The sequence below is a fragment of the Labrys sp. F242 genome (assembly GCF_057813875.1).
This window is the reverse complement of the sequence record NZ_JBVASG010000001.1, coordinates 2,069,305-2,087,284: the sequence shown is the minus strand read 5'-3', so window position 1 is coordinate 2,087,284 and position 17,980 is coordinate 2,069,305. Positions and strand designations below refer to the sequence as shown.

The window sequence follows — 17,980 nt, the reverse complement described above, 5'->3', positions numbered from 1 at the left end:
GAAATACCATGTCGATCAAGCATCCGATCATTTCCATCACGGGCTCGTCCGGCGCCGGAACGACTTCGGTCAAGCGGACCTTCGAGCAGATCTTTCGCCGCGAGAACATCGAAGCGGCCTACGTAGAGGGCGATTCCTTTCATCGCTACGACAGGACCGAGATGCGCGCCCACATGGCCGAGGAGGCGGCCAGGGGTAACAAGCACTTCAGTCATTTCAGCCCGGAAACCAATCTGTTCGCCGAGTTGGAGGCGCTGTTTCGCGACTATGGCAACCACGGAACCGGCACCACGCGGCACTATGTCCATGATGATGAGGAGGAGATCCTTTATGGGGCCCTGCCCGGCACCTTCACGCCTTGGAAGCCACTGCCATCCGGCACCGATCTGCTCTTCTACGAAGGGCTGCATGGAGCGGTGGTGACCGACGAGGTCGACGTCGCCAGATATGCCGATCTCAAGATCGGCGTGGTGCCGGTGATCAATCTCGAATGGATCCAGAAGCTGCATCGCGACCGCAGCACGCGGGGCTATTCGACCGAGGCAGTGACCGACACCATCCTGCGGCGCATGCCCGACTATGTGAACTATATCTGCCCGCAATTTACCCACACCGACATCAATTTCCAGCGCGTGCCGACTGTGGATACGTCCAATCCCTTCATCGCGCGCTGGATCCCGACGCCGGATGAATCGATGGTGGTGATCCGCTTTCAGACACCGAGAGGGATCGATTTTCCCTATCTGCTGTCGATGATTCCCAACAGCTTCATGTCGCGAGCCAACTCCATCGTCATCCATGGCTCGAAGCTGGATCTCGCCATGCAGCTCATCCTGACGCCGCTGATCCTGCAACTGGTCGAGCGCAAGAAGCGAGCCGCCTAGAGGCGCGCCCGCAGGACACAGAGCCTTTCCGTGAACCAAACCACCGTCTGCCCCGGGGCAGCGGAATGGGAGGACATGCCCGTGAATATCCCGACGCCATCAGCCATTTTCGAGACCTCGGTGCCGCATCGTGACATGGCCAATGCCTTGCGCTTCCTGGCTGTCGATGCCGTGGAGAGGGCCAGGTCCGGACACCCCGGCATGCCCATGGGCATGGCCGACGTCGCCACCGTGCTGTTCTCGCGTTTCCTGAAATTCGATCCGTCTGACCCGGCCTGGCCAGATCGGGACCGCTTCGTACTCTCGGCTGGGCACGGCTCGATGCTGCTCTACGGCCTGCTGCATCTCACCGGCTATCCCGAACTTACGCTGGAGGAGGTGAAATCCTTCCGGCAATGGGGCTCCAAGACACCGGGGCATCCCGAATATGGTCACACGCCAGGCGTGGAGACGACGACGGGGCCGCTCGGGCAGGGGCTGGCGACGGCTGTCGGCATGGCCCTGGCGGAGCGCCTTGCCCATGCCCGCTTCGGGGAAGAGCTCGTCGACCACCATACCTATGTCATCGCCGGCGATGGCTGCCTGATGGAGGGTATCAGCCATGAGGCGATTTCGCTGGCCGGCCATCTCAAGCTCAGCAGGCTTATCGTGCTGTTCGATGACAACGAGATCTCGATCGATGGCTCGACTTCGCTTTCCTGCTCGGACGACCAGCTCGCCCGCTTCGCGGCGTCCGGCTGGTCGACGCGCCGGGTCGACGGGCATGACCGCGAGGCCGTGGCGACGGCGATTGCGGAGGAACTGGCAACCGACAGGCCCTCGCTCATTGCTTGCCGGACCATCATCGGCTTCGGCGCGCCAAACCGACAAGGCACCGAGAAGGTGCACGGCGCTCCGCTCGGTGCCGAAGAGAGCCTGGCTGCGCGAGAGGCCCTGGCCTGGCCGCACGAGCCCTTCGAGATTCCACCCGAAATCCGCGAGGCATGGTTGGCTGTCGGAGCCCGTGGAAAGGCCGAGCACAAGGCCTGGCAGAAGAGGCTGCGTCAGGTCGGCGAGGCGGAGAGGCGGCAGTTCGAGGATGCGGTAGGGGGCAGATTGAGCGACGGGCTCAAGCGTGCGCTTGCCGATATTCGCCAGCGTTTTGCCAGCGATTGTCCGCAAATCGCCACGCGTCAGGCGTCCCAGCAGGTCATCAACGCGATCGTTTCTGCCCAGCCCAATCTTCTGGGCGGTTCGGCCGATCTCACCCATTCCAATCTCACGCAGGCGAAGGGCTTGCAGCCGGTCCAAGCCGAGGATTTTTCCGGTGGGTATATCCATTACGGCGTGCGCGAGCATGGCATGGCTGCGGCGATGAACGGCATCGCCTTGCATGGCGGCTACATTCCCTTCGGGGGCACCTTTTTGGCCTTTGCCGATTATTCGCGGCCGGCGATCCGGCTGGCGGCGCTAATGGGACTGCGCGTGATCCATGTGATGACGCATGATTCCATCGGTCTGGGCGAGGATGGCCCGACCCATCAGCCGGTGGAACATCTGGCCGCGCTCCGGGCCATTCCCAATCTCCTGGTGTTTCGGCCGGCGGATGCCGTCGAGACCGCGGAGGCGTGGGAATGCGCTCTCGCCGCCGAAAAGCAGCCTTCCATTATCTGCCTGTCGCGCCAGGCGCTGCCGACGCTGCGTTCCGACTGTGGCGTGAATGGGGTCGCGCTCGGTGCCTATGTGCTGTTCGAGCCGCCGGCGGAGCGAGACGTCACGCTGATCGCCACAGGTTCGGAGGTTTCGATCGCCGTCGAGGCCGCTGAACTCCTGGCGAAGGAAGGCATTCGAGCCGCGGTGGTTTCGGCGCCCTGCTTCGAACTCTTCCGGAGGCAGGGACCGGTCTATCGCCGCGCCGTGCTGGGGACGGCGCCACGCATCGGCATCGAGGCGGCCATCGAGGCCGACTGGTCCCGCCTGCTCGGCGAAGACGGCGTCTTCATCGGCATGGGCGGCTTCGGCGCCTCGGCACCGGCGGGCGATCTCTACCGGGAGTTCGGCATCACGGCCGCCACCATCGCTGAGGCTGCCCGCCAGCTCGCGTCGGAGAAGCGGGGACAAGGCCTGTAAGTCTGTAAATTTCAAAAGGCGCAACGGAGACTGTCATGGCCCGTATCACCCTCAGGCAATTGCTGGATGACGCTGCCGAGCACGGCTACGGCGTACCGGCCTTCAACATCAACAATATGGAGCAGGCACTCGGTATCATGGAGGCTGCCGCAGATGTCGATGCTCCTGTCATCTTGCAAGCCTCGCGCGGGGCGCGGGCCTATGCCAACGACATCATGCTGGCGAAGATGGTCGAGGCTCTGGAAGAGATGTATCCGCAGATCCCGCTCTGCCTGCATCTCGACCACGGCAATGAGGGAGCGACCTGCGCTACGGCGCTACGCTACGGCTTCACCTCGGTGATGATGGATGGGTCGCTCGAGGCCGACGGCAAGACGCCTGCGAGCTACGACTACAATGTCGCGATCACTCGTCGCGTCGTCGATTTTGCCCATTGGGTCGGCGCTTCCGTCGAGGGGGAGCTCGGCGTGCTCGGTTCGCTCGAACATGGCGGCGGCGAGCAGGAAGACGGTCACGGCGTCGTCGGCGAGATCGGCCATGACCAGTTGCTCACCGATCCCGCCCAGGCCGTGGATTTCGTGCGCGCCACCAGGGTCGATGCCCTCGCCATCGCCATGGGCACGTCGCACGGCGCCTACAAGTTCAGCCGCAAGCCCGATGGCGACATCCTGGCCATGCATGTGATCGAGGAGATCCATCGACGCATGCCCGGCGTGCATCTGGTCATGCACGGCTCCTCCTCGGTGCCGCAGGAACTGCAGGACATGTTCAACGCCTTCGGTGGGCAGATGCCGCAGACCTGGGGCGTGCCGGTGGACGAGATCGTCCGGGGCATCCGGCATGGCGTGCGCAAGGTCAATATCGACACCGACTGTCGGCTCGCGATGACCGCCGCCTTCCGCAAGGTCGCCAGCGAGAACCGCAGCGAGTTCGATCCGCGCAAATTCCTGAAGCCCGCCATGGAAGGACTGAAAACTCTTTGCCGCGCGCGCTTCGAGGCATTCGGCACGGCAGGACAAGCCTCGCGGATCAGGGTCGTACCGTTGCCCGAAATGGCGCGGCGCTACCGCGCTGGCGCCCTGGAACCAAAAGTCTCGGGCCTGGCGACAGCGGCGTAACCCAATTCACTCGAACCAAGGAGGACGAGATGAACGTGAATACACAAACCGTCCGCGGCAAGGATCGCTACCGGTCCGGCGTGATGGAATACAAGAAGATGGGCTATTGGGAGCCCGACTATGAACCCAAGGACACCGATGTCATCGCGCTGTTCCGGGTAACGCCGCAGGAGGGCATTGATCCGATCGAGGCGTCGGCGGCCGTGGCCGGCGAATCTTCCACCGCGACCTGGACGGTGGTGTGGACGGACAGGCTGACAGCGGCGGAAAAATACCGGGCCAAATGCTACCGGGTCGATCCGGTGCCCAACGCACCCGGCCAGTACTTTGCCTATATCGCCTATGATCTCGATTTGTTCGAGCCCGGCTCGATCGCCAACCTCTCGGCCTCGATCATCGGCAATGTCTTCGGCTTCAAGCCCTTGAAGGCGCTGCGCCTGGAGGACATGCGCTTTCCCGTGGCCTATGTGAAGACCTTCCAGGGGCCGGCGACCGGCATCGTGGTCGAGCGCGAGCGGCTCGACAAGTTCGGCCGACCTCTGCTGGGAGCCACCGTCAAGCCCAAGCTTGGCCTGTCGGGCCGCAACTACGGACGCGTGGTCTACGAGGCGCTGAAGGGGGGACTCGATTTCACCAAGGATGACGAGAACATCAATTCGCAGCCTTTCATGCATTGGCGGGAGCGCTTCCTCTATTGCATGGAGGCAGTGAACAAGGCGCAGGCGACATCCGGCGAGATCAAGGGAACCTATCTCAACGTTACTGCCGGTACGATGGAGCAGATGTATGAGCGCGCCGATTTTGCCCGGGAGATCGGCTCCAACATCGTGATGATCGACCTGGTGATCGGCTATACCGCGATCCAGTCGATGGCGGCCTGGGCCCGTCGCAACGACATGATCCTGCATCTGCACCGGGCCGGCCACAGCACCTATACGCGCCAGAAGAGCCATGGCGTGTCGTTCCGCGTCATTGCCAAATGGATGCGGCTGGCCGGTGTCGATCATATCCATGCCGGTACCGTGGTCGGCAAGCTGGAAGGCGATCCCAACACCACGCGCGGTTATTACGACATCTGCCGCGAGGACTTCAATCCGGCCAACCTCGAACACGGCGTCTTCTTCGACCAGCACTGGGCCAGCCTCAACAAGCTGATGCCGGTGGCCTCCGGCGGCATCCATGCCGGCCAGATGCACCAGCTTCTGCATCTTCTCGGCGAGGATGTGGTGCTGCAGTTCGGCGGCGGCACCATCGGCCATCCGCAGGGCATCCAGGCCGGCGCCACCGCCAACCGCGTGGCTCTGGAAGCGATGATCCTCGCCCGCAACGAGGGACGCGACTACCTGCATGAAGGGCCGGAAATCCTGGCCAAGGCGGCCAATAGCTGTACGCCGCTCAAGCAGGCGCTCGAAGTGTGGAAGGACGTGACCTTCAACTACGAATCCACCGACACGCCGGATTTCGTGCCCACCGTCGCCGTCACCGCCTGAAAGGAGAAAGACGATGCGTATCACACAAGGGTGTTTTTCCTTCCTGCCCGATCTCACCGACGAGCAGATCGGCCGCCAGGTGCAGTATTGCCTGGAACAGGGCTGGGCGGTGAACATCGAGTTCACCGACGATCCTCACCCCCGCAACACCTATTGGGAGATGTGGGGTTTGCCGATGTTCGACCTGCGGGATGCGGCAGGCGTGATGATGGAACTCGCCGAATGCCGGCGCGTCTATGGCGACCGCTATATCCGCATCTGCGGCTTTGACTCCAGCCATGGCTGGGAGTCGGTGCGCATCTCCTTCATCGTCAATCGGCCGACGGAGGAGCCCGGCTTCCGCCTCGACCGGCAGGAAAGCGTCGGCCGCAATATCCGCTACACCACCAAAAGCTATGCCGCCGACCGGCCGGAAGGCCAGCGCTACGGTTGATGTGTCCTTGAGCAAAACGCGTTCATGACTGAACGCTTGTTTGCTCAAGCTTCTGGTTTCGACGCGTCTTTGCGATTCTGCGTGATTTCGCCCAATCGCAACACGCTTTGGTCCGGCTGGTGACGGCAGTGCCTCCCGTCTCTGACGACCCGCCGGACAACTTGCTCCGTCGCCTATTGGGCGGCGGAGCCTTTCGCGAGGATCACCATGCTCGATGCAAACACCGTGAAAGAGCCCGGGGAGGCCGGCACGACTGCAGCCGAGACCATCGACCTCAGGCAGGAATTCGAGGCGGTCGGCATTGCCGACGTCTTCGCCCAGCTCGACCGCGACCTGGTCGGCCTCAAGCCGGTGAAGACGCGCATCCGTGAAATCGCCTCGCTGCTACTGATCGAGCGCATCCGGCAAAGAATCGGCCTGGCCAATGATCCGCCGACCCTGCACATGTCCTTCACCGGCAATCCCGGTACCGGCAAGACCACGGTGGCCTTGCGCATGGCCGACATCCTGCATCGCCTCGGCTTCGTCAGGCGTGGACATCTGGTGTCGGTGACCCGGGACGATCTCGTCGGCCAGTATATCGGCCACACCGCGCCGAAGACCAAGGAGATCCTCAAGAAGGCGATGGGCGGCGTGTTGTTCATCGACGAGGCCTATTATCTCTACCGCCCCGAGAACGAGCGCGATTATGGCCAGGAATCCATCGAGATCCTGCTGCAGGTGATGGAGACGCAGCGCGACGATCTCGTCGTGATCCTCGCCGGCTATGAGGATCGCATGCAGAAGTTCTTCGCCAGCAATCCCGGCTTCCGCTCGCGGGTCGCCCACCACATCGATTTTCCTGACTATGAAGAGCCTGAACTGCTGTCCATTGCCGAGCTGATGCTGCAGGAACGCAATTATCGCTTCGATGCCGAGGCACGGGCTGCCTTCATCCGCTATATCGAGCTGCGCAAGACCCAGCCCTTGTTCTCCAATGCCCGTTCCATCCGCAATGCGCTCGACCGTATCCGCCTGCGCCAGGCCAGTCGGTTGGTCGAAGATCTCGACCGCAAGCTGACCACGGACGACATCATGACCATCGAGGCGGGAGATGTTCTGGCGAGTCGCGTTTTCGCCAGGGACGCGAAACCCGATGGCGACGATGCCTGACGAATACCGGAGATGAGAGGAAGACTATCATGGCTGAACCGATCGTGATCGCGCCGTCCATCCTGTCGGCTGATTTCGCGCGGCTGGGCGAGGAAATCAGAGCTATCGACGAGAGCGGGGCGGACTGGATCCATTGCGACGTGATGGATGGGCATTTCGTGCCCAACATCACCTTCGGACCCGATGTCATCAAAGCTGTCAGATCCTACACAAAAAAGCCCTTCGACGTGCATCTGATGATCACGCCGGCCGATCCCTATCTGGAGGCTTTTGCCAAAGCCGGTGCCGACATCATCACCGTGCATGCCGAATCCGGTCCGCATCTCGATCGCTCGCTGCAGGCGATCCGCGCTCTCGGCTGCAAGGCCGGGGCGACGATCTGTCCGGGTACGCCGGAAAGCGTGTTGGAATATGTGCTCGATCGTCTCGATCTCATCCTGGTGATGACAGTCAATCCGGGATTCGGAGGGCAGGCCTTCATCACCTCGCTACTCGACAAGATTCGGCGCGTCCGGGCAATGATCGGGACAAGGCCGATCCGCCTCGAGGTCGATGGCGGCGTCAACAGCGAGACGGCAGCGCTGGTGGCCGCGGCCGGAGCAGACACGATCGTGGCGGGATCGGCCGTGTTTCAGGGCGGGGCGGCGAATTATGCCGGTAACATAGCCGCTATCCGCGAGGCAGCAGAGGACCACGTTCGGAAGGTGGCATAGAGGCAAGGCCACCGTGATGGTCGTCCCGGACTGCCCGCTCAGTCGAAAATGGTCTCGATTTCCGTTCTCGTGGGTGCCGTGACGAATGCGGCCTGCAGGATGAGCATGATCACGCCCAGTGCCGCCGAGACGTAGGCGATGTCGCGCCAGCCATAAAACGCGGTGATGTAGCCTGCTACGCCGGGGCCGAATGCCGTGCCGAGGAAATAAAGGGCAAGCAGCACGCTTATGACGTCGCCTCGCCACTGGCGACGCGCACTGTCGGCCACGAAAGCAAGGCTGACGGAAAGGAGACAACCGGTTGCTGACCCCTGGAGCAGGCGCGCGATTGCCCAGACGGAAAAATCGGGGGCAAGTCCTGCCAGAGCTTCGCCGACGACGAATGTGGACGTCGAGGCCATCAGCAGGGGCTTGTCGCCGACCAGCGCGCGCAGGCGTCCGCCTAGTGCGAGGAATAGGATCAGGAAAAGGAAAACCCCGGAAGTGACGGCGCCTATGATCGCGTAGGACAGCGCGAACTCTTGAAAAATGGTCGAGAGGCTGATCGAGGCGGCTCCCGAACCGAAGCCGATGACCAGAAGGGTGCAGGCGAGAATGAAGAACTGCAAACCGCACGAGGTATTGCGTGTCTCATTGGGGGTCGACACCGATAGCCTCCCGCGGGCATCACCAAAACAAAGGGCGCCCCGAAGGCGCCCTTGATTCCGATCCGGAAACCGATCTTACTTGATCTTGGTTTCCTTGAACTCGACGTGCTTGCGCGCGACGGGATCGTACTTCTTCATTGCGAGCTTTTCGGTCTTGGTGCGGGTGTTCTTCTTGGTGACATAGAAGTAGCCCGTGTCTGCCGTCGAAAGCAGCTTGATCTTGATGGTTGCAGCCTTGGCCATGGTGATGCTCCGAATATTGCTACCGGACCGTATCGGCTAAGGCAGCAAAGCCGCGCAATGGCGCGGCCCTTTTGAATCTTGGCGCACACTACTCATGGAAGCGCTGAAGTCAACCAAAAGAAGCGCATGCTGCTTGGAATTGTGCGGCCATGCGGGCCATCCGCGGCTGATCTAGATCTCTTCCCGGCTCCGTACGCCACGCTGCTCGCGATAGAAAGGCACGGGAACGTCCTTCTCCAAGCCGATTTCGAGCCTCCTGGCCACCTCATCGAGGATCGTGCGGGTGATCCAGACCAGATCTTCTGACCGGGCCTCGTCGAAGGTGAGCCATTTCATTTCGACCAACTCCGAGTCGGGACCGACGACACCGTCGGTCTGGTGCGCGATGGAACGCGCGTCAGCCACGAAGAAGCGCGTGTCGAATCTGCGCTTCATGGCAGGTGGCGTGATGGCACGGGCGACGAAATGCAGGCTTTCGGGCGAGGGGAACACTTCGTGGTCGGCGAAGGCCCGCCAGTGTTCGCTGCTGACGGGCGGGGTACCGAGCCCTGTTTCGCCGAGCAGGATGCCGGTTTCCTCGAAGGTCTCCCGGATCGCGCATAGGGCCAGTGCTCTGGCCTTGGCCGGCGAGGGCCTGACAACGCGCGTGAGCAGCCCCCGTTCGGCGTGGACCGACAGCGTGCCATAGGCACTCATGCTGCGATCGGCAGGCTCGACGCGGCCGCCGGGAAACACCATCACGCCGGGCATGAAGGCATGGCCCGAATGCCGCCGTCCCATCAGGATGCGGGGCGTGTTGCCGGTGCGGTCGAGCAGGATCAGCGAAGCGGCATCGCGGGGCCTGATGGGACGGGGCTTCGATGGCGAGGAGGGGATATCTGTCATGGACTCAGTAAGGGGAAAGCGTGTCGGGGTCGGCTTTGCCGGAGAAGCCATGCATGCGGTTGGCCCATTGCAGCCCGATGATGGCGCCCTTGATCATCGGAAGCAGGACCAGCGACAGCACGATGGTGAGCGTGCCGAAGATCACGCCCAGCAACCAGAGCGGCATCTCCGTCTCGATCACGCAGGCGAGGATGCCGGCGACCACGACATGCCCGACGATCATCATGGTGAAATAGGGTGGCGCATCATCGGCGCGGTGATGCGACAGATCCTCGCCGCAGGCACTGCAGCGCGGTGCGACCTTGAGATAGGAGGTAAAGATCTTGCCTTTGCCGCAATTGGGGCAGCGCCCGAAGGCGCCCCGGCGCATGGCGAGCGCCACGTCGCGCTGCTCAGGTCGGTCGCGTTGCTCGGGCCGATATTCGTTCATCGCCGACTTCCCTTCCCGGCGTGCTTGCCTTTCTGCGCCTTCGCCTTGCGCTTGGCCGCATTGCCCTTGCGATCGGTGATACGCGGTCGCTTGACCACGCCGAGCTTGCGACCCGGGGTTCTGCGCCGTTGACCGTCCGAGACGATTTCGAAGCGCAGCGCACCGGCGAATGGCGCCGCCTCCACCAGCTTCACCGACACCGTATCGCCGAGCTGGAAGGATTCACCTGTTGCTGCACCGATAAGCTGATGGGCGCTCTCCTCGAAGCGGTAATAGTCGTGACCGATCGTCGCGGCGGGCACGAAGCCGTCGGCGCCGGTATCGAGGAGTTTGACGAACAGGCCTGATTTGATCACCCCGGACACACGGCCCTGGAAGATCTCGCCGACATGGTCCGCGAGAAAATGGGCGATCAGGCGGTCGATCGTCTCGCGTTCTGCGGTCATGGCACGCCGCTCGCAGGCCGAGATCCGGCCGGCGATCTCGTTGAGCATTGCGGGCGTCATCTCCGCCGGCAGGCCGTCATCGCCCAGATGCAGGGCGCGGATCAAAGCGCGATGCACGATCAGGTCCGAATAGCGGCGGATGGGCGAGGTGAAATGCGCGTAGCGGCGCAGATTGAGACCGAAATGTCCGATATTGTCGGCCGAATATTCGGCCTGGCTCTGCGAGCGCAGCACCACGTCGTTGACGAGATGGGCATTGTCGGTGCCGGCGACCCTCGCAAGGATGGTGTTGAACTGGCTCGGCCGGAGCGCCCCCTGCTTGGAGAGCGGAATGTCGAGTGTGTGGAGGAATTCGCGCAGCGCGATGATCTTCTCCATCGAAGGCTCGTCATGCACGCGATAGACCAATGGCGTCTTCTTGGCTTCCAGCGTCTCGGCTGCCGCGACATTGGCGAGGATCATGAATTCCTCGATCAGACGGTGGGCGTCGAGGCGTTCGGGAACGACGACCCGGTCGACCATGCCGTTGGGTTTCAGCAGGATCTTGCGCTCCGGCAGATCGAGGTCGAGCGGCCCGCGATCGCCGCGCTCCGTCTTCAGGCAGGCATAGGCAGCCCACAGAGGCTGGAGGACGGACGCCAGCAGTGGGCCGGTTACCTCGTCGGTATCACCGTTGATGGCGCGCTGGGCCTGCTGGTAGGAGAGCTTGGCGGCCGAGCGCATCATCACGCGATGGAAGCTGTGGCGAAGCTTGCGTCCGTCCGCTGCGATGATCATGCGCACGGCCAGCGCCGGCCGGTTTTCGTTGGCGCGCAGGGAGCACAAATCGTTGGAGATGCGCTCCGGCAGCATCGGAACGACACGGTCGGGAAAATACACCGAATTGCCGCGGATCAGGGCCTCGCGGTCGAGGGGCGAATCCGGCTTCACATAGGCGGCGACGTCGGCGATTGCTACGGTGAGGATATGCCCGCCCGGATTGGCCGGATCGGGATCGGGCTCGGCATGAACCGCGTCGTCGTGATCCTTGGCATCGGCCGGATCGATGGTGATCAGCGGCAGGCGCCGCCAGTCCTCACGGCCGGACCAATCCTTGCCACCAGATTTGGTCGCCGGCTTGGCGGCCTCGGCCTCTTCCAGCGTGTCTTTGCGAAAGACGTAGGGAATGTCATGGGCATGGATGGCGATCAGGCTGATCGCCTTCTCGCTGCCGACCTTGCCGACCCGCTCGACGATGCGTGCCACGGGCGGGCCATGGCGGGCGCCGCGCAGGGGCTCGATGGCGACGAGATCGCCGTCTTCGGCCTTCACCGCATCCTCCGGGCGAACGATCATCTCGCGTCCGGCATTGCGTTTTTCGATCGGTACGATCTGGCCGTCGCCGTTGGGAAGGCGACGGAAGACGCCGAGAATGCGTTGGCGCAAGCGCTCCAGCACCTTGATCACCCGTCCGGTCGGCTGGTGATCCGAGCTACCATCGGCCATGCGCAGCAGCACCCGCGAACCCACGCCTGGCGCGGCTCCGCCGAAGCGTTTGGGAATGGTCACCACGATGCGCGGCGGCTTGCCATTATCCTCGTTCCAGTCCGCAGGGGTGGCGACGAGCTCGCCGTCACGATCACGGCCGGTAATGTCGGCAACGAGGGAGGAGGGCAGGGCGCCGGGGGCATTGAAGCCCTTGCGGTTGCGCTGCACGACGCCGCCATCGGCAAATTCGTTGAGCAGATGTTTGAGGGCGATCTTGTCGGCGCCGCCCAAGCCGAATTCGCGGGCGATCTCGCGTTTGCCGGCCCTGCCATGCGAACGGGCGATGAAAGCGAGAATGTCTTCGCGGCTGGGCAGGGTGGGTTCCAATGCCTCGGCTTGTTTGTTTTTACGAACCACAGAAATTATTCCGAATTGGCGTTGGCGGCCCGATATGCCCAAAGGAAGCGGGCAGTGGATCCGGCGTCATCATAGACCAACGCACATAGTATTTGTCGAAGCCAATCGTGGACACGACGTATTTCGTCGGCGTCCTGCCCGATCGGCGGTTTGTCTGTCGAAGAGAAGCTGCCGATGCGATCTGCGCGGCGATCCGGAGAGGATCCCACAGCGCGGCAGAGCCATGTGAGGCAATACGCAAGGCGGCAAGGAACATCGAGTGCCGGGACAGACTGTCCAAAATTCCTAAAAGATCCGCTGGCACGAACGGATAGAGGGAACGGTTCGATTGAACCGGACACTGCGCATATAGGGCCACATGCCTGGCTTGTCAACAAAAATGCTGCACTGCAGCATTCTCTCTAAGGGTCGCAGGGAATATGCCGCGTTGACCCGTCGAGGTCCGATGATATCGTTTCTGTTTTATCGTCGGTCCAACTGGGAGTAGGGCATGCGTGGTGCATTGATCGGACTTTGCCTCTCATCGACGCTTGTTGCGGTTTCAGCCGCAGTTTCACCGGCCTTCGCCGAGGGTGCCAAGCCTGATGACAATCTCAACGCCGTGCTCTGGGACCAGACCGCCGTCGAAGCCAAGGCCAATGCGATGGCGGCGTTCGCACTGGCCAGAATCAGGCTCGATCAGGCCTTGGCCGATACCTCCTGGACGGCGGCGCCCGCCGAGCAGACCGGCGACTTCAAGAGTTTTCCGCCGGCCATCGTCCTCGATGTAGACGACACGCTGCTAAACACCTCCAATTATCAGGCCTGGAACGTCAAGGCGGGAACGCGCTTCACGCCGGAGACCTGGACAAAATATGTCAAGGCGCAGGTTGATACCCCCATTCCCGGGGCGGTTGAATTCACCCAGTATGCCGCCTCGAAAGGCGTGAAGGTCTTCTATGTCACCAACCGAACCAAGGAGGAGGAAGAGCCGACGGTGCAGTTGATGACAAAGCTCGGCTTTCCGAATGGCGGCAATGTCGACACCTTCCTCAGTGCCAAGGAACAGCCGGACTGGAAGTCGGCCAAGGGCACCAGACGGGCGGTGATCGCCAAGGATTATCGCATCGTGCTGCTGGTCGGCGACAATCTCGGGGATTTTACCGATGCCTACAAGGGAACGCCGGAGGAGCGCGAGAAGGTTTTCGCAGACAGTGCCGCCCGTTGGGGGCACGATTGGATCGTCATTGCCAACCCGACCTATGGCTCTTTCGAATCTGCCCCCTACAAGAGCAATTACGAGCTTTCCGCCGACGAGCAGCGCAAGCTCAAGATCGAGGCGCTGAAGAGTTGGGATGGTCAGTGAGATTGCAAAAGCCGGCGGCGCTCGTCCCCTGACGGTCTGGTATAATACCAGATGTCCGGTCTGCGATGCCGGCATCCGCCATCAGCGCAGCCGTCTCCTGGAAGCGGTCAAGGCTGGCCGTATCGAGTTTCTGGACATCAATCTGGAGCCTGATGCACTGGCGCATTTCGGGGCGGGCCTTGACGACATCAGGCGCCGCCTGCATGCAACCAACGAGGACGGCCGCCTGCTGGTGGGAGCCGATGTCGTCCTAGAAATCTGGCGGCGCACGCCGGGGCAAGCCTGGATCGCCAAATTGCTCGGAGCGCCCGGCGTCATCGTACTGACGCGCTTCGCCTATGATCGCTTCGCCGACCTGTTGTTCGCTTGGAACAAGCGAAGAGGGCGATGGTAACGGCTCGCTGCGTCACGGCAGAGGGACGGGGATGGCGAGATAGCGCCGGTCGGGCTCTTCCCAACTGCGAGGCCAATAGCTGACCAGCGCCACCAGTCTCGGCCTGGCATCGGCCGGCTTGAAGACAAAGAGCGCATTCAGGCCGTTGGACTGCGAGCAACCGCGCTCGTAGCCGGACGCTTCGTCGATATAGACGATTTCGTTGTCCCTATTGTTTTCGGGCAGAGTGCGCACCAGCGAAAAGCTTTTGAGCTCTTCGCGCCCCTGCGCCGAGCAAGTCGTATCCGTGATCGTACGGGGCAGGACATCGACCGTGACGTCCCCACCGGGAACCGCATCCTCGATGCTGAGATTCGTCACTTCGGCGGCCATGGTGGCATAGGCCTGATCGGGTGTCGGCGCATCGAAAAGCCGTGCGCCCTCGTGCACGACCTGCCTGGTCGGCTTATCGCCGATGCCGAGCTTGGCCAACAGCGGTTGGGCCTTTTTGCGCGCCTCGGTGCGAGGGGCCTCTTCGGGCCCCTCCTTGTCATGGCTCACTGCAAGAGGCGAGCCGGCGACAGCTTTGCCGGTATCGAGATCGATGATGTGGATGGTGCTGTAGGGATGGATGGAGGCATCGAGCGTGCCATATTCCTCGAAGGCGAAATAACGTCCATCCTTGGAAAAGCCGATGATATCGGGCACGGCGGCATCGCCGGCGAAGGCGGATGCGAGCGCGAGGGCGTTGAGAAGAGCGCCGCCGACCAGCCCCGCAACGCGACGAATCATGACACCCACCTCCAGCCTGCACGCAAGGGGCAGGCTGGAGGCCTTCATGATCACAAGGAAGTCCCGGCGGGAACAGAGGCTCCGGCCGGAAGTCCAAATATCAATCGGTGTCGAAGGGAACCTCGTCGGAATCGACGATCGCCTTGGTTGCCTTCTTCTTGGCAGCCGGCTTCTTCGCAGCCGTCGTCTTGGCGGCCGTCGTCTTGGCGGCCGCAGCCTTCTTCGCCGGTGTCTTTTTGGCAGCCGGAGCTTTGCCGGTCGTCGGGGCCTTGCCGGCTTTGGCGGCAATGAGTTCGATGGCCTGTTCGAGCGTCACCGCATCCGCTTCCATGCCCTTGGGCAGGGTGGCGTTGACCTTGCCATTGGTGACATAGGCGCCATAGCGTCCCGGCTTGACCTCGACGCTGCCGCCGCCGGGATAGTCGCCGAGGGGACGGCCTGCCGGCGCACCGGCGCCGAAACGGCGGCCAGAACCTCCGCTTTCCTTGGTGAGGATCAGAGCAATGGCCCGGTTGGCGCCGATTGCCAATACGTCATCATCCTTGTCGAGATTGGCGTAGGTCTTCTCGTGCTGGACATAGGGACCATAGCGGCCGATGCCCACCAGGATCGGTTTGCCGCTCTCGGGATGGACTGCGACCTCTTTTGGCAAAGAGAGCAATGCCAGTGCTCGTTCGAGGTCGACATTGGCTGCGCTCATGCCGCGAGGCAGGCTCGAACGCTTGGGCTTGTCGCCTTCGCCGAGCTGGACATAGGGGCCGAAACGCCCATCGCGAAGGGTGACGTCGAGACCGCTCTCGGGATCGGCGCCGAGCTTCCTGGTGCCGGCTTCGCCACCGCCCTCGGCCTCGCCATTCTGGTCGGCGCCAGCCGATAACTGGCGCGTATAGCGGCATTCGGGATAGTTGGAGCAGCCGATGAACGATCCGTATTTGCCGAGCTTGAGCGAGAGCGTGCCGGTGCCGCACACCGTGCACTGGCGCGGACTGGAGCCATCGCCCCGGTCGGGGAAGATATGCGGCCCGAGCAGGTCGTTGAGTGCGTCGAGAACCTGGGTGGTACGCAATTCCTTGGTGCCGTCGATGGCGGCGGAGAAATCGCGCCAGAAATCGCGCAGGACTTCCTTCCAGTCGAGCTCGTGGTTGGAGATGCGGTCGAGCTTCTCCTCCAGGGCCGCGGTGAAGTCATATTCGACATAACGGGCAAAGAAGCTCTCAAGGAAGGCGGTGACGAGACGACCCTTGTCCTCGGCCTTCAGGCGCTTCTTGTCGATCGAGACATATTCGCGGTCGCGCAGGGTGGCGAGCGTGGCCGCATAGGTGGAGGGGCGGCCGATGCCGAGCTCCTCCATGCGCTTGATCAGCGTGGCCTCGCTGTAGCGCGGCGGCGGTTCGGTGAAATGCTGGGTAGCGGCGATCGATTTCTTGTCGAGCGCTTCGCCGGCCGACATGGTGGGAAGGCGCTTGCCGTCCTCGTCGTCACCATCATCGTCCCGGTCTTCATTGTAGAGCGTCAGGAAGCCGTCGAACTTCACGACCTGGCCGGTCGCTCGCAGGTCGAGCTTGCGCCCGCCCGCCTCGACCAGGATGTCGACCGTGGTGCGCTCGAGCTCCGCCGAAGCCATCTGGCTGGCAACCGTGCGCTTCCAGATCAGTTCGTAGAGCCGGGCCTGTTCGTTATCCAGGAAGCGGGTGACGTCCTTGGGCGTGCGGAAGGGATCGGTCGGCCGGATCGCCTCATGGGCTTCCTGAGCGTTCTTCGCCTTGGTGACATAACGGCGCGGCGTCTCCGGCAGGTAGCCGGGCGCATAGCTCTTGCCGATCATGCTGCGCACGGCGGTGATGGCCTCCGGCGCCATATCGACGCCGTCGGTACGCATATAGGTGATCAGGCCGACCTGCTCGCCATTGAGGTTGACGCCCTCATAGAGGCGTTGGGCGATCTGCATGGTGCGATTGGGCGACAGGCCGAGTTTGCGGCTGGCCTCCTGCTGCAGCGTCGAGGTGGTGAAGGGCGGGAAGGGATTGCGCCGGGCAGGCTTGGCCTCGACACTGGCTACGACATAGCGGCCCTGGTCGAGAGCCGCGCGGAAGGCGAGAGCCTCCTTTTCGGTGCCGACATCAAGGCGCTGGATCTTCTGGCCGTCCGCGCCGACGAGGCGTGCTTCGAACAGATCGCCGCGTGGTGTGGCGAGGGTCGCGATCAAAGACCAATATTCGCGGGCGACAAAGCGCTCGATCTCGAGTTCCCGGTCGCAGACCAGACGCAAGGCGACCGATTGAACACGACCGGCGGAGCGGGCGCCCGGCAGCTTGCGCCAAAGTACCGGCGACAGGCGGAAGCCGACGAGATAGTCGAGCGCTCGTCGTGCCAGATAGGCGTCGACCAGGCCCTCGTCGATTTCGCGCGGCGCCTTCATCGCCTTCAGGACTGCGTCCTTGGTGATGGCGTTGAAGGTCACGCGTTCGACCGGAATATCCTTGATGGCACGCTTCTGGCGCAGGATCTCCAGGACATGCCAGGAGATCGCCTCGCCCTCGCGATCAGGGTCGGTTGCAAGAATGAGCTTGTCGCTCTCCTTCACCGCCTTGGCGATATCCGACAGGCGCTTGCTGGCCTTGGCGTCGTTCTCCCACACCATGGCGAAATCGGCGTCGGGCTCCACCGAACCGTCCTTGGCCGGCAGGTCGCGCACGTGACCATAGGAGGCGATCACCTGGTAGTTGGAACCGAGATACTTGTTGATCGTCTGTGCTTTGGCAGGCGACTCAACGATGACGACAGGCATGGGCGGGCCGTTCAATACGCGGAAAACGAAATGTCCCCACATGGCCGCGACTCATTGAAGATCGGCCGGGTAGGGCATGAAAACAAGCTTGCCACCTGCTTCCCGAGCCCAGGCCTGCATCTCGCAAACCTGTGCCTCGGAGCAGTCGACTAGCTGCCAAATAAGGGCAAATCCGAAAATTGCAAACTGGCGCATTTGTCGGATCGGGCGATGTCGTGACCCCAGGCCCTATCGTAGGACATGAGTTG

Annotated in this window: 16 protein-coding genes; 9 read left to right on the top strand and 7 right to left on the bottom strand. The window is 62.6% G+C overall.

What is annotated here, in order from left to right; all coding sequences use genetic code 11:
* The first annotated feature begins 8 nt into the window (after window positions 1-8).
* From ACZYTC_RS09720 to rpe, 7 genes are all read left to right on the top strand, one after another.
* The gene (locus ACZYTC_RS09720; protein WP_434956276.1) at window positions 9-884 is read left to right on the top strand and encodes a phosphoribulokinase; all 876 of its coding nucleotides are present in this window, start codon (window positions 9-11) and stop codon (window positions 882-884) included.
* 75 nt (window positions 885-959) lie between these two features.
* Window positions 960-2,993, top strand: a complete 2,034-nt coding sequence (gene tkt / locus ACZYTC_RS09715) for a transketolase (RefSeq protein ID WP_434956277.1) — start codon at window positions 960-962, stop codon at window positions 2,991-2,993.
* A 35-nt stretch (window positions 2,994-3,028) separates the two neighbouring features.
* The gene (gene fba, locus ACZYTC_RS09710; protein ID WP_441773055.1) at window positions 3,029-4,111 is read left to right on the top strand and encodes a class II fructose-bisphosphate aldolase; all 1,083 of its coding nucleotides are present in this window, start codon (window positions 3,029-3,031) and stop codon (window positions 4,109-4,111) included.
* Window positions 4,112-4,140: 29 nt separating this feature from the next.
* The gene (locus ACZYTC_RS09705; RefSeq protein WP_488989426.1) at window positions 4,141-5,601 is read left to right on the top strand and encodes a form I ribulose bisphosphate carboxylase large subunit; all 1,461 of its coding nucleotides are present in this window, start codon (window positions 4,141-4,143) and stop codon (window positions 5,599-5,601) included.
* A 13-nt stretch (window positions 5,602-5,614) separates the two neighbouring features.
* A complete protein-coding gene (locus tag ACZYTC_RS09700; RefSeq protein ID WP_434956280.1) occupies window positions 5,615-6,034 on the top strand; it encodes a ribulose bisphosphate carboxylase small subunit in 420 nt (139 codons plus the stop codon).
* A 207-nt stretch (window positions 6,035-6,241) separates the two neighbouring features.
* Entirely contained in the window at window positions 6,242-7,186 is a 945-nt protein-coding gene (gene cbbX / locus ACZYTC_RS09695) for a CbbX protein (RefSeq protein ID WP_434956281.1), read from the top strand.
* 29 nt (window positions 7,187-7,215) lie between these two features.
* The gene (gene rpe, locus ACZYTC_RS09690) at window positions 7,216-7,899 is read left to right on the top strand and encodes a ribulose-phosphate 3-epimerase (RefSeq protein WP_488989425.1); all 684 of its coding nucleotides are present in this window, start codon (window positions 7,216-7,218) and stop codon (window positions 7,897-7,899) included.
* Window positions 7,900-7,937: 38 nt separating this feature from the next.
* On the opposite strand, the gene ACZYTC_RS09685 is transcribed toward rpe, so the two are convergent.
* The 5 genes from ACZYTC_RS09685 to rnr all read right to left on the bottom strand — a co-directional run bounded on the left by ACZYTC_RS09685 (window position 7,938) and on the right by rnr (window position 12,434).
* Window positions 7,938-8,546, bottom strand: coding sequence for an MFS transporter (locus ACZYTC_RS09685; protein ID WP_488989424.1), 609 nt, complete (start codon window positions 8,544-8,546; stop codon window positions 7,938-7,940).
* A 75-nt stretch (window positions 8,547-8,621) separates the two neighbouring features.
* Window positions 8,622-8,789: a 50S ribosomal protein L33 gene (rpmG, locus tag ACZYTC_RS09680; protein WP_068297055.1), complete on the bottom strand. Its 168-nt coding sequence runs from the start codon at window positions 8,787-8,789 to the stop codon at window positions 8,622-8,624.
* Window positions 8,790-8,960: 171 nt separating this feature from the next.
* Entirely contained in the window at window positions 8,961-9,674 is a 714-nt protein-coding gene (locus ACZYTC_RS09675; RefSeq protein ID WP_441773052.1) for an NUDIX hydrolase, read from the bottom strand.
* A gap of 4 nt (window positions 9,675-9,678) precedes the next feature.
* On the bottom strand, window positions 9,679-10,104 hold the full coding sequence (locus ACZYTC_RS09670) for a DUF983 domain-containing protein (RefSeq protein ID WP_434956285.1): 426 nt from the start codon (window positions 10,102-10,104) through the stop codon (window positions 9,679-9,681).
* Entirely contained in the window at window positions 10,101-12,434 is a 2,334-nt protein-coding gene (rnr, locus tag ACZYTC_RS09665; protein WP_488989423.1) for a ribonuclease R, read from the bottom strand. Before rnr ends, ACZYTC_RS09670 begins: the two co-directional genes overlap by 4 nt.
* A gap of 490 nt (window positions 12,435-12,924) precedes the next feature.
* Between rnr and ACZYTC_RS09660 the strand changes: the two genes are divergently transcribed.
* Window positions 12,925-13,779, top strand: coding sequence for a 5'-nucleotidase, lipoprotein e(P4) family (locus ACZYTC_RS09660; protein ID WP_434956287.1), 855 nt, complete (start codon window positions 12,925-12,927; stop codon window positions 13,777-13,779).
* The gene (locus ACZYTC_RS09655; protein ID WP_441773050.1) at window positions 13,769-14,173 is read left to right on the top strand and encodes a thiol-disulfide oxidoreductase DCC family protein; all 405 of its coding nucleotides are present in this window, start codon (window positions 13,769-13,771) and stop codon (window positions 14,171-14,173) included. The genes ACZYTC_RS09660 and ACZYTC_RS09655 overlap by 11 nt, the downstream gene beginning before the upstream one ends.
* A gap of 12 nt (window positions 14,174-14,185) precedes the next feature.
* Here ACZYTC_RS09655 and ACZYTC_RS09650 read toward each other — a convergent pair whose 3' ends face one another.
* Together ACZYTC_RS09650 and topA are read right to left on the bottom strand one after the other, a co-directional pair.
* Window positions 14,186-14,944: a DUF2259 domain-containing protein gene (locus ACZYTC_RS09650; RefSeq protein WP_441773049.1), complete on the bottom strand. Its 759-nt coding sequence runs from the start codon at window positions 14,942-14,944 to the stop codon at window positions 14,186-14,188.
* A gap of 100 nt (window positions 14,945-15,044) precedes the next feature.
* Window positions 15,045-17,732: a type I DNA topoisomerase gene (gene topA, locus ACZYTC_RS09645; RefSeq protein ID WP_441773048.1), complete on the bottom strand. Its 2,688-nt coding sequence runs from the start codon at window positions 17,730-17,732 to the stop codon at window positions 15,045-15,047.
* Window positions 17,733-17,980 lie beyond the last annotated feature (248 nt).